The sequence below is a fragment of the Streptomyces alboflavus genome (genome assembly GCF_000716675.1).
Lineage (GTDB): Bacteria > Actinomycetota > Actinomycetes > Streptomycetales > Streptomycetaceae > Streptomyces > Streptomyces alboflavus.
Genome location: NZ_JNXT01000003.1, coordinates 154,899 through 168,726 on the forward strand (window position 1 = coordinate 154,899; position 13,828 = coordinate 168,726).

The 13,828-nt window shown below is 73.0% G+C and carries 11 protein-coding genes; all 11 read left to right on the forward strand.

Annotated features, from left to right (window positions below; genetic code table 11):
- Positions 1-103 precede the first annotated feature (103 nt).
- Positions 104-1,420, forward strand: a complete 1,317-nt coding sequence (locus OO63_RS03475; protein ID WP_063750355.1) for a beta-ketoacyl-[acyl-carrier-protein] synthase family protein — start codon at positions 104-106, stop codon at positions 1,418-1,420.
- Positions 1,421-1,461: 41 nt separating this feature from the next.
- Positions 1,462-3,252 carry a CoA-transferase gene (locus OO63_RS03480; protein WP_051810502.1) on the forward strand — a complete coding sequence of 597 codons (1,791 nt, stop codon included), beginning with the start codon at positions 1,462-1,464 and terminating at the stop codon, positions 3,250-3,252.
- Positions 3,253-3,262: 10 nt separating this feature from the next.
- A complete protein-coding gene (locus OO63_RS03485) occupies positions 3,263-4,222 on the forward strand; it encodes a ketoacyl-ACP synthase III (RefSeq protein ID WP_051810503.1) in 960 nt (319 codons plus the stop codon).
- Positions 4,223-4,326: 104 nt separating this feature from the next.
- The gene (locus OO63_RS03490) at positions 4,327-5,361 is read left to right on the forward strand and encodes a 3-oxoacyl-ACP synthase III family protein (protein ID WP_030356406.1); all 1,035 of its coding nucleotides are present in this window, start codon (positions 4,327-4,329) and stop codon (positions 5,359-5,361) included.
- 91 nt (positions 5,362-5,452) lie between these two features.
- Positions 5,453-6,247, forward strand: coding sequence for an SDR family NAD(P)-dependent oxidoreductase (locus OO63_RS03495; RefSeq protein WP_030356407.1), 795 nt, complete (start codon positions 5,453-5,455; stop codon positions 6,245-6,247).
- Between the two features lie 121 nt (positions 6,248-6,368).
- Positions 6,369-7,343, forward strand: a complete 975-nt coding sequence (locus tag OO63_RS03500) for a 3-oxoacyl-[acyl-carrier-protein] synthase III C-terminal domain-containing protein (protein ID WP_030356408.1) — start codon at positions 6,369-6,371, stop codon at positions 7,341-7,343.
- Positions 7,344-7,397: 54 nt separating this feature from the next.
- Positions 7,398-8,693 carry a beta-ketoacyl-[acyl-carrier-protein] synthase family protein gene (locus OO63_RS03505; protein ID WP_030356409.1) on the forward strand — a complete coding sequence of 432 codons (1,296 nt, stop codon included), beginning with the start codon at positions 7,398-7,400 and terminating at the stop codon, positions 8,691-8,693.
- Positions 8,686-10,248, forward strand: coding sequence for an SDR family NAD(P)-dependent oxidoreductase (locus tag OO63_RS42005; RefSeq protein ID WP_051810505.1), 1,563 nt, complete (start codon positions 8,686-8,688; stop codon positions 10,246-10,248). Before OO63_RS03505 ends, OO63_RS42005 begins: the two co-directional genes overlap by 8 nt.
- 49 nt (positions 10,249-10,297) lie before the next feature.
- Positions 10,298-11,125 (forward strand): SDR family oxidoreductase, encoded by an 828-nt coding sequence (locus OO63_RS03515; protein WP_051810506.1) that lies wholly within the window; start codon positions 10,298-10,300, stop codon positions 11,123-11,125.
- The gene (locus tag OO63_RS03520; protein ID WP_234310988.1) at positions 11,122-12,858 is read left to right on the forward strand and encodes an AMP-binding protein; all 1,737 of its coding nucleotides are present in this window, start codon (positions 11,122-11,124) and stop codon (positions 12,856-12,858) included. The genes OO63_RS03515 and OO63_RS03520 overlap by 4 nt, the downstream gene beginning before the upstream one ends.
- Complete coding sequence (locus OO63_RS03525; RefSeq protein WP_051810507.1) at positions 12,842-13,822, forward strand: amidohydrolase family protein; 981 nt, start codon at positions 12,842-12,844, stop codon at positions 13,820-13,822. The genes OO63_RS03520 and OO63_RS03525 overlap by 17 nt, the downstream gene beginning before the upstream one ends.
- Positions 13,823-13,828: the final 6 nt, after the last annotated feature.

Genomic DNA, 13,828 nt, shown 5'->3' on the forward strand with positions numbered 1-13,828 from the left:
GAAGTACCGCAATCAATAATTGGTACTTCAAGTACCGGCGGTGAATGGTGCCGGGTACCTGCGGACCGATGTCGCACGGGAAGCCGCCGGATAGTTTTCCCGCATGGCTGAACTGGCTGGATCCGCTGGACGGAAAGACCGCCGGGGCTCGGTACTGGTCACCGGTATCGGCGTCATGCTCCCCGGCGCGACCCACGTCAATGAATTCTGGCAGGACGTGCGCGACGGCAATTCCCGGATCGGCCGTCTGACCCGCGTCGATCCGGAACGGGCCGGTGTCGGCGCGGCCGGCGAGCTGCGCGATTTCGACCACCGGAAGTTCCTGCCGGAGCTGAACGAGAAGTTCGCCGCCCGGTACACCCGGGACGCCCTGGTCACCATGTCGGCCGTGGAGGAGGCCCGCCGCGACGCGGGACTCGGGTCCGACGACATCGACCCCCGGCGGCTGTCCCTCATCGCCTCGTCGTCGCGCGGCCCCCTGGAGTGGGTCAGCGAGGCACTGACGGCGGACGGCGGCGAGGCCCAGGAACCGGTCGGCACGGACCACTTCGGCGACAGCGGCGCCATGCTGCGCGGCATGCCCGGTGCCCCGGCCACCCTGTCCGCCATCTACGGCGACGTGCGCGGGTTCGTCACCACGCTGAGCAGCGCCTGCGTGGGCGGACACCACGCCATCTCCTTCGCCGCCGACCTGATCCGCGCGGGCACCGCCGACGCCGTGGTCGTCGTGGGCTACGAATTCCCCCTGACGCCCCTGGTCTTCCAGTCCTTCCAGGCGATGGGCAACCGCGTCCTTTCGACCGAGTCGGACGACCCCCGGCGCGCCATCCGCCCCTACACCCGCGACCGCGAGGGCTTCGCCTTCGGTGAGGGCGCCGTCGCCCTGTGCCTGGAGCGGGAGAGCCACGCCCGCGCCCGCGGCGCCGCCGGCTACGCCCGCTTCCTGTCCCACCGGGCCCTGAACGAGGCCACCCACCCCTTCGGCATGGACATGAGCGGGCAGGTCACGGCATCGGCCGTCACCGAAGCGCTGCACGACGCGGGCCGCACCCCGCGGGACGTCGACTGGTTCTGCGCGCACGGCACCGCCACCCCCAAGAACGACGTGGCGGAGAGCCGGATGCTCGCCGCGCTGTACGAGGGCCGGCCGCGGTCCGCCTGGCCGCCCCTCAGCTCCGTGAAGCCCGTCTACGGCCACCTCCTGGGCGCGGCCTCGATGGTCAACGCCGCCGCCACCTCCCTGGCCCTGCACCACCAGTGCCTGTGCTCGACCGCCAACTACGCGGGCGCCGTCCCCGACCCCGAGTGCGACCACGACCACGTCGCCGAGGGCCCCCGCCCGACCCGCACCGACCTCGCGGTGTCCCTGGCCTTCGCCATCGGCAGCCAGACCTCGGTGCTCGCCCTGGGCGCCGCGTGACGGTTGCGCCGCTCCCGCGGACCGAAACCCTGAAGGAGACCATGAGCACGCACAGCGGCACGGTGTCCCGCCCCGCCGTCGTCCCCGACGTCGACTCCCTGGTGTCCCGGTACGTGACGCCCGGCATGCATCTGCACCTGGCGATGACCATGGCCCGGCCCAACGCCATGGTCTACGCCCTCGCGCGACAGTTCGCGGGCCGGGGCGAGTTCACCGTCAGCACCTCCGCGACGCACACCGCGATGCACGCGCTGACCATGTCGGGCGCCGTGAAGCACCTGATCACGTGCTTCCTCGGCGACACCTACCCGACGCCGCGCCCCAACCCGCTCTACCGCGACCTGGTCCGCGGCACCCCGTTCAGCTGCGAGCTGTGGTCCCTGCTCAGCTTCACGCAGCGCCTGATGGCCGGGGCCACCGGCCTGCCGTACGCCGTGACGTCCTCGCTCGTCGGCAGCGACCTGGAGCGCGGGCTCACCGCCGACGCCCCGGACGCGCGGCCCGACGCCGGGGCGAAGTACCTGCGGGTCGGCGAACCCACCCCGGGGCAGCGGCCGTTCGCCCTGGTGGAGCGGCTGCGTCCGGACCTCACCCTGGTGCACGGCGCCTGCGCGGACCGGCGCGGCAACATCGTGCTCGTGCCGCCCGCTGGCGAGGGCCCCTGGGCCGCGTACGCCGCCGAACAGGGCGTGATCGCCACGGTGGAGCGCATCGTGCCGGACGACTTCGTCGACGCGCACCCCGAGCGGGTCGTCATCCCCGGACAGCGCGTCATCGCCCTGTGCGAGGCTCCGCTCGGCGCCCACCCGCAGTCCCTGCGCGGCCTGGCCACCGGCGACGACAGCGGCGACCTGGCGGGCTACCGCGACGACTACGTCTTCCTCACCGAGCTGGTCGAGCGCCTCGCCACCGAGGACGGGGCCAAGGAGTGGTACCGCGAGTGGGTCGAGGAGCCCGCGGGACACGCCGCGTACGTGCGCAAGCTCGGTGCCGAGCGACGCTCCGAACTGACCCTCGCCACCCAGCCGTTGACCCCGCGCGAGCCCACGGCCCCGCCGCCGCTGCCCGCGACCGCCGAGCCGGTGACCCGCGCGGAGCGCACCGTCGTCCTCGGGGCACGCGCCATCGTCGAGCGGGTCACCAGCGGCGACTACGACACCCTGCTCGCCGGGATCGGCGTGTCCCACCTGGCCGCCTGGCTGGCCGCCGCGCTGCTGCGCGAGCGGGGCATCCGGGTGCCGGTCTGCGCCGAACTCGGCTTCTACGCCACGGACCCCGAGCCCGGTGACGTCTTCCTCTTCAGCCAGCTGCACGCGACGCGCTCCCAGCAGCTCGGCGGCATCCCCGAGATCCTCGGCGGCATGGTGTCGGCGAACCCGCGCTGCCTCGGTGTCCTCGCTGCCGGCGAGGTCGACGCGGACGGCAACGTCAACACCAGTCTGCTCGCCGACGGCCGCTGGCTGACCGGCTCCGGCGGCGCCAACGACATCGCCACGAGCACCGACTGCCTGGTCCTCTCCACGGCGTCGCCGCGCAAGTTCGTCGAGCGCGTCGCCTATGTGACCAGCCCCGGCACCCGCGTGCGCGAAGTGGTCAGCCACTTCGGCCGGTTCCGGCGCACGGAGGACAAGGCGGGCACGGACGTACCCGGGCCCTTCCGGCTCGCCACCTGGCTGCCGCCCGGCGGCGACGGGCCCACCCGGCCCGAGGACGCCGTGGCGACGCTGACCCGATGGCCTGTGAGCAGCGCGGGCTGCACCGCGGAACCGGAGGTCACCGAGGCGGAGATCGCCTGGCTGCGCAGTCTCGACCCGCAGGGTCACTACAGGTGAGGAGCACGGTGTGAGCGGTGGCATCTGGATGGGCAAGGGCCTGTCCTTCCGAGGCTTCGGGCACTACTTCCCGCGGCACTGCGAGGAGATCCCGGCGGACCTGCCCGAGGCCCCCGAGATGGAGGCGGCGGTCCTCGGCCCCGACCTCGGCGTCGAGCGGCGGCACCTGTCCGACGACGTCGAGACCGTGCCGTACATGGCCGTGGAGGCCGGACGACACGCCCTGCGCAATGCCGGACTCGAAGCAACCGACCTCGACCTGGTGGTCTTCTCCTCCTGGTCGCAGCGCAGGTACGCGCCCGAGGACGCGCCCCGGATCGCGATGCGGCTCGGCGCGGGGCGGGCCCTGGCCTTCGACGTGTGCGCGGCCTGCGTCGGCTTCGTGCACTCCGTGCAGACGGCCGCGGCGATGCTGACCAGCCACCAGTGGCGGCGCGCGCTCGTGGTCTGCTCCGACCAGTTCTCGCAGCGGCTCAAGCCAGGACGGCGCGGCAGTTACGTCGGCGGGGACGGGGCGGGCGCGGCGGTGATCGAGGCCGGGCCGCCGGACGACTCCCGGCTGCGGGACTCCGTCGTGCTCAGCTACGGCGAGCACGCGGGCGTCTCCAAGGCCCGCGGCAAGGACGGCTGGACGGTGAGCCTGCCCTCGATCGCGCAGGTGGCGGCGGCGACCGCGGGCGAGGCCACGGATCTGGTGCTGCGGCGCGGCGGGCTGACGATGGCCGACGTGGACTGGGTGGTGCCGCACCCCGGGTCGACCCGGATCAGCGAGGAGCTGATCCGGCGCATCGGCGCCGATCCCGCGATGGTCCTGACGAACCTGCGCACCCGCGGCCAGACGACCAGCGCGACCATCCCGAGCGCGCTGTCGGAGTTCACCGAGTCCGGCGAACTGCGCAAGGGCGACGTGATCCTGTCGCCCGCGGCCGGCGCCGGCTGGTTCTCGGGAGCCCTGCTCTACCAGCTCTGAGACGCCGACTCCGAGACCCCGGTGCTGAGACCCCAGTTCTGAGACTCCGGCTCCGGGACGAGACAGCACGCACACGACGGGAAGACGAGGAAAGGACCTCCCCCATGTCCGAAACCCAGTCACCGCTCGACAACGGCGGTCCGCCGGTCGTGCTCAGCGGCGTCGGCCACTATTTCCCCGGGGAGCCGGTCACCAACGACCACTTCGCCCGACTGCCCGGCCTCGACGTCGACGACGCCTGGATCACCAAGTACACGGGCGTCCGCACCCGCCACTGGGCAGGCCCGGAGGAGCGGTTCGCCGAGATGGGCGTCAAGGCGGCACGGGCCGCCCTCGACGACGCGGGCCTCGACATCTCCGACGTGGACGTGATCGTCGGCAGCAGCGCGACCGCGCGGCCCCGCGCCAATCCGTCCTCGATCGGCAACAACTACATGGACATCTCCCTGCCGGTGCAACGGCAGTTGGGCGCCCGCGACGCGTTCGCCTTCGACGTGACCGCGGTGGCCTGCGCGGGGTTCCTGTACGCGAGCGTGGTGGCCCGCGGCCTCCTCGCGACGACCGGTGCGCGGACCGCCCTCGTGGTGTGCGCCGAGAGCCCCCGCGCCATCCTGAACTTCGACTTCAAGAACTCCGCGCTGTTCGGCGCGGGCGCCGCGGCGGCGGTGTGGCGGCGCGGCGACTCCGTGGGCGGCGGCGCCGACGGACTGCCCACCCGCAGCGGGCTGATCGACGTCGTCCTGCGCGCCGACGGCCGCTACTACGACGCCTTCGACATCGACGAGAACGACAAGATGGTGATGCGCGGAGGAGTGCTCTCCGAGGTCACCCCGGACATGCTCGTCGACGCCGGACAGACGGTACTCAAGCGCAACGGCCTGTCAGCGGAACAGATTTCCTGGTGCATTCCTCATCAGGCCAACACCAATCTCCTGCACCCGATGGCGGACCGTCTCGGTATTCCGCGCGAACGCATGCTCCTGAACCTGCCGCGGCGCGGAAACACCTCCAGCGTCGGCATGCCGAGCGCGCTCTCCGAATACGTGCGCGACGGCACGGTGAAACCCGGCGAACTGCTCCTCGGCGTCAGTATCGGGCGCGGAATCAGCTGGGGCGCCATGGTTTTCCGGTACCAGTGAATCGTCGTACCAGCGAATCGCCGTACCCATGAGGCGCGATGCCGGAGAGCGCCGGACCGCGGCTGAACCCGAGAGCGAGAGGTGAACGGTCTTGTCCGATTCCAGGAACGCGCTGGTGACCGGGGGCACCCGGGGCCTGGGCCTGGCCGTCGGCCGGATGCTGGCCGAGCGGGGGTGGCGCACCACGGTCCTCGGCCTCGACCCGGGCCGCCTCGAGAAGGTGCGGGCCATGGCCGAGGCCGAGGGCCTCGACCTGCGGGCGGTGCGCGCCGACGTCACGTCGGAGGAGTCCGTCCGGGAGGTCTTCGCCGAGCTGACGGCGGATCAGCCCCTGCATCTGTGCGTGAACAACGCGGGCCGCAACCTGTCCCGCCTGCTGCTGCGCAAGCCGCGCGACGAGAGCGCCGCCGAGCTGCTCACGCATCCGCTGGACGACTGGGAGAAGACGCTGCGGCTGTGCCTGACGGGGGTGTTCCTCGTCGGGCGCGAGGCCGCGGCGAGCATGGTCCGGCACCAGGTGGCGGGCGCCATCGTCAATGTCTCGTCCGGCCTCGCGGCCGGCGCCTACGGACAGTCCGCGTACACCGCCGCGAAGGCGGGCGTGGAGGCGCTGACCCGTACCTGGTCCTACGAACTCGGCCCCTACGGCATCAGGGTGGCGGCCGTCGCGCCGGGCGTCATGGACGGCGAGGCGCTGCGGGAGAAAAGCACCGCCTTCCCGCGCCACGCCCACTACATGGACGGCCTCAAGCGCTTTGTGCCGCTGGGCCGTTGGGGCGCCGAGGAAGAGATCGCGGACGCGGTGTGCTTCGCCGCGGAAAACCCCTACGTCACCGGTTCCGTGATTCGAGTCGACGGCGGCGGGCCGCCCGGCTGGGTGCCCTGACGAAAGAGGCCGGGCCGGGCGAGTGCGGCCATGAGTGGGGTACGTCGAGTACCCGCGGAATGAATCATCGAGTACTGGAGGCCAGATGCAGTCGAATGCCGACGCCACTAGTTTTCCGTCCATGACGACAGGCCACCACGGCATCTGGGAAGACGCCGGAATACGTTTCACCGGATTCGGCCACTATTTCGGCTCCGAGGAAATACACAACGAGGGCGTGGAGGACGCCACGACGAGCGTCGTGGAGGACCGCGTCATCGGCGGGGTCGGCGTCCGCACCCGCTATCGGGCCAGTGAGCGGGAGACGCCCGTCCTCATGGCGGCGGAGGCCTCCCGGCAGGCCCTGGAGGAGGCCGGGGTCGACGCCGACGACATCGACGTGGTGGTCGTCAGCCACTGGACGGACCGCAACTACGTCCACGAGGTGGGCGCGCTGACCGCCGCGGAGCTCGGCATGAAGGGCTCCATGGCCTTCGAGGTGTGCGGCTCCTGCGCCGGGTTCATCCAGGCGGTGCACACCGCGGCCTCGTTCCTCACCTCACCGACCGGCTACCGCAAGGCACTCGTGGCGACCACCGAGCGCGTCACCCGGCGGGTGCGGCCCGGCTCCAAGGGCTCGATGCTCGTCTCCGACGGCGCCGGTGCCGTCGTCCTGGAGGCGACCCCCGGCGCCGCGCCCGGCCTGATCGACTCCGTGTTCCACACCGACGGCAGCCTCGCCAACATGTCCGCGGCGGGCGGGGACAAGGGCTGGGTCAAGAGCCACCCGGACCTCAACGACGTCGCCCTCGCGCACATCGCCGACACCGTCGAGGAGATCCTCGGCCGCAACAAGCTGACCATCGGCGACATCGACTGGCTCATCCCGCACTCCGGGACCGAGCCGCTCGCCAAGGGCATCCAGCACAACCTGGGCGCGGACCCGGCACGCGTCCTGACCAACCTCTCCTTCCGCGGCAACGTCTCCAGCGCCTCGATCCCCACCACGGTCTCCGAGCTGCGCGAGCGCGGCGTCGTGAAATCCGGCGACCTGGTCCTGTCCCCGTCCATCGGCGGCGGGGTCTGGTGCTGGGGCAGCCTCCTCTACCGGATCTGAGCGCACCGAGCGAGCTGGGGATACGTGGCGAATCCGATCAAAGGGGTCCGAGCGGTGACCACGACCAAGAGCCCCCGGGACGCACTCGTCACCGGCATGGGCTTCTGTCTGCCGGGGCGCGGGGCGCCGACGGCGACACCGGAGCAGTTCTGGACGGCCGTCGCGCACGGCGACTCGTTCCTGGCACAGGACGACGGCACGTACTTCGGCAGCGTTCCGCTCGACCCGGAGTCCGTCGTCGCCCGGCTGCCGGAGATCCCGCCGCGCTTCCTCGCGAAGTACTCCGACATCCACCTCTACGGACTCCTCGCCCTCCTGGAGGCGTGCGAGGACGCCACGCTCGACTGGCGCACGGGCGCTCTCCGCGAGGCCGCGGTGCTCGCGGGCCGCAACGCCACGGCCGACGCCATCGTCGACACGTACCTGCCGGTGCTCCTCGCCGACACCCGGCACATCAGCCCGCGCGAGGCCCGCGCGGTGCTGTTCCGCAACGTCCTCAACGCGGTGATGTCGGACGTCGAGACCACCCAGGCCGGCCTCGTGGGCGCCACCGGACCCAGCTACACGCTGTCGTGCGGATGCGCCTCGTCCGCCGTCCTGATCGGCAACGCGGCCCGGATGATCGCGGCGGGCGAGACGGACATCGCCGTCGTCACCGGCGCCGACTACTGGCGCGAGAGCCGGCTGCGCCAGTACGCCGAGCTCGAGGCCCGGTCGGTCATGGGCTCCGAACCCCAGACCGCCACCCTCATCGACGAACCCATGCGCCCCTACGACGAGCGGGCCGCCGGCCTCAACTACGGCAACGGCGCCGCCACGCTGATCCTGGAGAGCCGCGAGCACGCCCGCCGCAGGGGAGCGCGCAGCTACGGCCGGATCCTCGGCCAGACCACCACCCGCAACGCCCAGCCGAACCTGGCCCTCGACACCGACGGCGCCGGGGCGGTGCGCGCCGCGCGCTCCTGCATGGCGGGCCGCGCCTCGCCGGACGAGATCGACTACGTCAACGGCGCCGCGACCGGGGACCGGGCGTTCAACCTCATGGAGGGCAACATCATGCCCGCGATCTTCGGGGAGCGGACGGCCGGGCTGCCCGTCACCGTCCAGGAGGCCGTGTTCGGTCACAGCGGGGCGCCGCTCGGCGTGATCGGGGTGGCGGCGACGCTCCAGATGATGGGCCACGGCCACATCGCCCCGACCGCCAACTGCGAGAAGCCCGCCGAGGTGTGCACCTTCGACCCGGTGCCCGGGACCGAGGGCAGGACCGCGCGCGTCGACCTCGCCCTCAGCCTCAACTACACGATCGGCTCCGTCGCCAGCGCCATCCTCGTGGGAGGCTCCGATGACTGAACAGCGGACGACGACTGAAGAGCGCACGGCCGAGTCGACTGAGCAGCGCACGGCCGAGTCGGCCCCCGCGCCGCGCCTCGAGACGGACTCCCTCGCCCCCGTCGGCCGCCACGTCCTCCTCGAATCCACCCCCGGGGCCGTCCACACCCGCGCGGTCAAGGAGGCCTGGGAGCGCCTCGGCTTCCACGTCACCGCCGTCAACGGCGCGGACACCCCCGAACCGCCCGACGTGTACTGCGTCGTGGCCCTCGGCAACGAAGCGCTCGGCAGCCGCGCCTCGGCGTCGCTGCGCCGCGCGCACGTGGCCCGCGTCCTGGAGGCCATGGCCCGCCGGGGCGACGGCCGCGCCGTCCTGGTCACCGACGCGGGCCCGCACGTCCACGACGACGCGGAGCCCGAGTGCGCGGCGGAGCGGGCGGCCGACCACGCCTGGTGGCAGCACCTCGCCAAGCGGTGCGCCACCCAAGGCGTACTCGCGAACACCGTGCGCGTCGGCTACGCCCCGTTCCTCGGGCACGAGCTGACCGCAGAGGCCGAGGGCGAACTGCTCCGCCACCTGGTCACCCGCCGCCCCGTCACCCCGCCCGAACTCACCGGGGCCTTACGCCTGGTGGCCTCCCGCGGCTTCGGCAGCGTGGCGGGGGAGACCCTGCCCCTGGACGGCGGACTCGACGCGGGCATCGTGCCCATGCCGTCGGCGCGCCCGCCGCGTCCCGTCCCGGCCGCCGCCGACACCGAGGGGGCCGATCCGTTCCGGCTCACCGGGCACGTCGTGATGGTCACCGGGGCCAGCAGCGGCATCGGCGCCGGCATCGCCCGGGAGAGCGCGGCCCGCGGCGCCGACGTCGTCCTCGTCGCCCGCCGCCGCCCCGAGCTGGAGAAGCTCGCCGCCGAGGTCCGCGAACTGGGCCGCAGGGCCTGGGTGGTGACCGCCGACCTGTCCGACCCGGCGCGGGTGGCCGGCCTGGTGCACGAGGCCTGGGAGCGCACCGGGGGCGTCGACGCCCTCGCCTACGCCGCGGGCGCCGTATCCTTCGACGGCACCGGCGACAACGCCGACAACCGGCAGCGGCTCCTCGCCCTCAACTCCCTTTCGTACGCCGGTACGTGCGACGCGCTGCTCAAGCACTGGGCGGCGTCCCGCAGGGGCGGCGCGGTGGCCGTGGTCTCCTCGCTCGCCGCGGTGAGCGCACCGGTGGCGAACCTGGCGAGCTACGGCCTGAGCAAGGCCGCGACCGCCCAATTCACCAGCCACTTCGCCACCTCGGCCGCCCGGTACAAGGTGCGGGCCAACAGCGTGCTCCCCGGCTTCGTCCGCACCCCGATGACGGACGTCACCAACCCCGCGTTCCTCGACGCGACCAACCGGCTCGTGCCCACGGGCCGGATGAGCGAGCCCACGGAGGTCGCGGCGCTCGTCTGCTACCTCATCAGCCCCGCGGCGGCCGGTCTGACCGGAGCGAAGCTGCGCGTGGACGGCGGCGGCCACTGCCTGGCCGGACTGCCGCACCTGGACCCGTCCGAGCACCCCCTAGAGGAAGGACCACGGCAGTGACGCCCTCCGTGCCGCGCCCCCACCCCACCGTGCCGGAAGGAGACCGCAGGTGATCGACGACAGGCCTCTGAAGGGCAAGGTGGCGCTGGTCGCGGGCGCCTCCTCCGGGATCGGGGCGAGCATCGCCCGCTCGCTCGCACAGGCGGGTGCCTCCGTCGCGCTCGTGGCCCGCCGGGGGGAGCAGCTCGCCGCCGTGGAGCAGGACGTGGCGGGCCACGAGGTGCCCGCCGTCACCCTCGTCGCCGACCTGGCGGCCGACGGCGCCCCCAAGGACACGGTGGCCGCCGCCGAGCGGGCGCTCGGCCCCATCGACATCATGGTGAACAACGCCGCCCTCGCCCGCACCGGACCCATCCACGACACCCACCCCCGGCACTGGCGGCAGGCCTTCCACCTCAACCTGGACGTGCCGTTCCTGCTGGCCCGCGCCGTGCTGCCCGGCATGCGTGAACGCGGCCACGGCTGGATCGTCAACATCAGCTCCGAGGGCAGCCTGCTGCAGGCCGACTGGTCGGCCCCGTACTCCATCACCAAACGCGCCCTGAACGCGCTCACCGCCCAGATCGACCTGGAGAACCGGCACTTGGGTGTGCGCGCCGTCGCCGTGCTGCCGGGCTGGGTGCGCACCGACCTGGCGCAGGACCCCGAGACCCTCGGCGTGGAGGTCAGGGACCTCCTCGACCCCGCGGACATCGCCGACGTCGTGCTGTGGGCCGTCACCCGCCCGCCCGCGGTCAGCATCGGCCCGCTGATACCCGTGCGCCCCGTCAGCAGGAACGCGCAGACCCTCGTCAACTGGGAGCAGTACCTGCGGACGCTGCGCCACTACGACACCTCCGGCGGCCACATGGTCGACGTACCCGGGATCCCGGAATGACCGGCGCCACGACCGCCCCCGGCCCGGCCGCGGCGACGAAGCAGGCCGAGCAGGAGGCCGAACGCCTCGTCGAGATCCTGCCGCCCGGCGACCCCCGGGTGCCCGACGCCGCACACTGCGTGACGGGCGACCTGCTCGCCGCCCGCGCCCAGGCCCACCCCGACCGCGTGTACGCCGTGTTCGACAACGACGCTGCCGCCGCCGACGGCGGCGACAGCACCGAGTGGACGTACGGCCAGGCCTACGACGACGCGCGGGCCACCGCCGCCGCTCTGTACCGGCTGGGCGTGCGCCAGGGCGACACCGTGCTGTGCTGGCTGCCCAACGGCCGGGACGCGCTGCGCGTCTGGTACGGCGTCAACCTCCTGGGCGCCGTCCACGTCCCCGTCAACACCGCCTACCGGGGCAGCCTGCTCGGGCACGTGCTCGCCAACTCCGGCGCCCGCGTCCTGGTCGCCCACGCGCTGCTCGTCGACCGGCTCCAGCACACCGACGGCGCCCAGCTCCAGGAGGTCGTCGTCATCGGCGGCGGCCCCGACGACCCGTGGCCCGACGCCCTGCCCGGCGCCCCGCGCGTCCACGGCCCGTCGGCGCTGCGCGGACGGCCGGAGGACTTCGTGCCGCCGGAGCGGCCGGTCGCCCCCTGGGACACCATGGCGGTGATCTACACCTCGGGCACCACGGGACCGTCCAAGGGCGTCCTGGTCTCCTACGTCCACCACTACTCGACGGTGACGGCGCTGCTCGACGACGACATCACCGAGCACGACCGGTACCTGCTCAACCTGCCGCTGTGCCACGGCGGCGGCACCGAAGTGGCGTACTGCATGCTCCTGTTCGGCGGTTCGATGGTCGTCACCGAGGGCTTCAGGACAGCCGAGTTCTGGGAGGTGGTCCGGCGGCACGAGGTCACCATGTGCACCCTCCTCGGCGCCATGGTGGACTTCCTGCTCGGCCTGCCGCCCCGCCCGGGCGACACCGACCATCCGCTGCGGGCCGCGTGCGTGATCCCGCTGACGCGCCAGGCCCTCGACTTCGGCCGCCGCTTCGGCGTGGACGTCTACACCGGCTTCAACATGTCCGAGACGTCGGCGCCGCTGGTGTCCCCGCTCAACCCGCAGCGCACCGGCAGCTGCGGGCGGCCGCGCCCCGGCGTGCAGTGCCGGGTCGTCGACGAGCACGGCATCGACGTACCGGACGGCACGGTGGGGGAGCTGGTGCTGCGCGCCGACCGGCCGTGGTCGCTGTTCCACGGCTACCACGGCATGCCGGAGGCCACCGCGGCGGCGTGGCGGCACGGCTGGTTCCACACCGGGGACGCCGTCCTTCGTGAACAGGGCGGCGACTACTTCTTCGTGGACCGCATCAAGGACGCCATCCGGCGCCGGGGCGAGAACGTCTCCTCCGCCGAGGTCGAGGCCGAACTCCTCAGCCACCCGGCCGTCGCCCTCGCCGCGGCCGTGGCGGTGCCCAGCGACCAGTCCGAGGACGAGATACTCGCCGCCCTCGTGCTGCGGGCCGGGGTCCGCTTCGACCCGGAGCAGTTCCTCGCCCACTTACGGCCGCGCATGGCCCACTTCATGGTGCCGCGCTATCTGCGGGTCGTCGCCGAGCTGCCCGTGACGGAGACCGGCAAGGTCCGCAAGGAGACACTGCGCGCCCAGGGCGTCACCCCCGACACCTGGGACCGGGTGGCCGCAGGGATCGAGGTCACCCGTGACCGCATCCGCTGAACCGGGCGCCGCGCACCGCGTGATCGACGTGTGCGCGCTGGCCCTGGACCGGGAGTGCTGGCGCACGTACTTCCAGGGGCTCGGCGCGGTGGCACCGACGTATCTGCGGGCCTTCGGCCGCCACGCCACGGCGGTCTTCGGCGCCGAGTACCCCCGCTTCCGGGCCCGCCTGGACGCGGGCGACCAGGACGGCGCCGTCGACCTGCTGGTGGCGGGCCGGCCGGAGCGCGTGGACACCGAGGCGCTGCTCTCGACCATGGACGACAACGGCGTCGTCCACCAGGTCCTGATGAGCTGCGGCGGCGCCACGGCCGACGGCGACGACGTCAACAGCCGCGTCGCCGCCGTCGCCGCCAAGGCCCCCGACCGGCTGCAGGCCTGGGCGGGCATCGACCTCACCGACCCCGACCTGGCCGTCGCCGAGCTGGAACGCTGCCACGGCCTCGGCATGCGCGGCTTCGCCGTGACCCCGTTCTGGCAGGGCGTCGACCCCCGCGACGCGGCGTACGACCCGGTCTACGCCCGGGCGCAGGAGCTCGGCATGCCGCTGTGGCTGCACACCGGGCACCACTTCTCGCGGCACGCCGCCGAGCTGTGCCACCCCCGCAACGTCGACTGGATCGCCCTGCGCCACCCCGGCCTGCCCATCGTGGCGGGGCACGCGGCCTGGCCCTGGGTGCTCGACCTGGTCTCCGTCGCCCAGCGCCATCGCCACGTCTACCTCGACATCTCCTCCCACCGGCCGCCGTGGATGGCCCGCCCCGGATCGGGCTGGGAGCCACTGCTCACCTACGGCAGCACCGCGCTGCGCGGCCGCGTCCTGTTCGGCTCGGCGACCTGGGTCAACGCCGACCCGGTCGCCGCGCTCGCCCGGCAGGTGGCCGACCTCGGCCTCGGCGACGAGGTCACCGACGCCTGGCTGTACGGCAACGCGGCCCGGCTGCTCGGGCTCGGACCGGGCTGACGCCCG

What these genes read in the sequence shown, in the direction of transcription:
- OO63_RS03490 (WP_030356406.1), top strand. Translation starts at nt 4,327, where the DNA reads ATGTCCGAAACCCAGTCACCGCTCGACAACGGCGGTCCGCCGGTCGTG.
- OO63_RS03480 (WP_051810502.1), top strand. Translation starts at nt 1,462, where the DNA reads ATGAGCACGCACAGCGGCACGGTGTCCCGCCCCGCCGTCGTCCCCGAC.
- OO63_RS42005 (WP_051810505.1), top strand. Translation starts at nt 8,686, where the DNA reads ATGACTGAACAGCGGACGACGACTGAAGAGCGCACGGCCGAGTCGACT.
- OO63_RS03475 (WP_063750355.1), top strand. Translation starts at nt 104, where the DNA reads ATGGCTGAACTGGCTGGATCCGCTGGACGGAAAGACCGCCGGGGCTCG.
- OO63_RS03500 (WP_030356408.1), top strand. Translation starts at nt 6,369, where the DNA reads ATGACGACAGGCCACCACGGCATCTGGGAAGACGCCGGAATACGTTTC.
- OO63_RS03520 (WP_234310988.1), top strand. Translation starts at nt 11,122, where the DNA reads ATGACCGGCGCCACGACCGCCCCCGGCCCGGCCGCGGCGACGAAGCAG.